Annotated in this window: 1 pseudogene; it reads left to right on the forward strand. The window is 55.7% G+C overall.

Annotation, left to right across the window (positions count from 1 at the left end):
• A pseudogene (locus OH705_RS28390) lies at positions 1 to 244 on the forward strand (aromatic amino acid transporter AroP); the annotation flags it as partial.

The following is a 244-nucleotide window of genomic DNA, read 5'->3' on the forward strand; positions in this document are numbered from 1 at the left end:
GTTTCGCCGGCTTCCAATCGGGCTGGAACTGCTGGGTGCTGTTTATCCTGGTGGGCATGTCGGAACTGTCGGCGGTGGGCTAGTACGTCAACTACTGGTGGCCGGAAATCACGACCTGGGTAACCGCGGCGGCGTTCTTCCTGCTGATCATAGCGATCAACCTGATGAACGTGAAGTTCTTTGGCGAAGCAGAAGTCTGGTACGCCAACATCAATGAGGAGGCCATCGTCATCATGAAAGGCCT

This window comes from Pseudomonas sp. BJa3, assembly GCF_026343815.1.
GTDB lineage: Bacteria > Pseudomonadota > Gammaproteobacteria > Pseudomonadales > Pseudomonadaceae > Aquipseudomonas > Aquipseudomonas soli.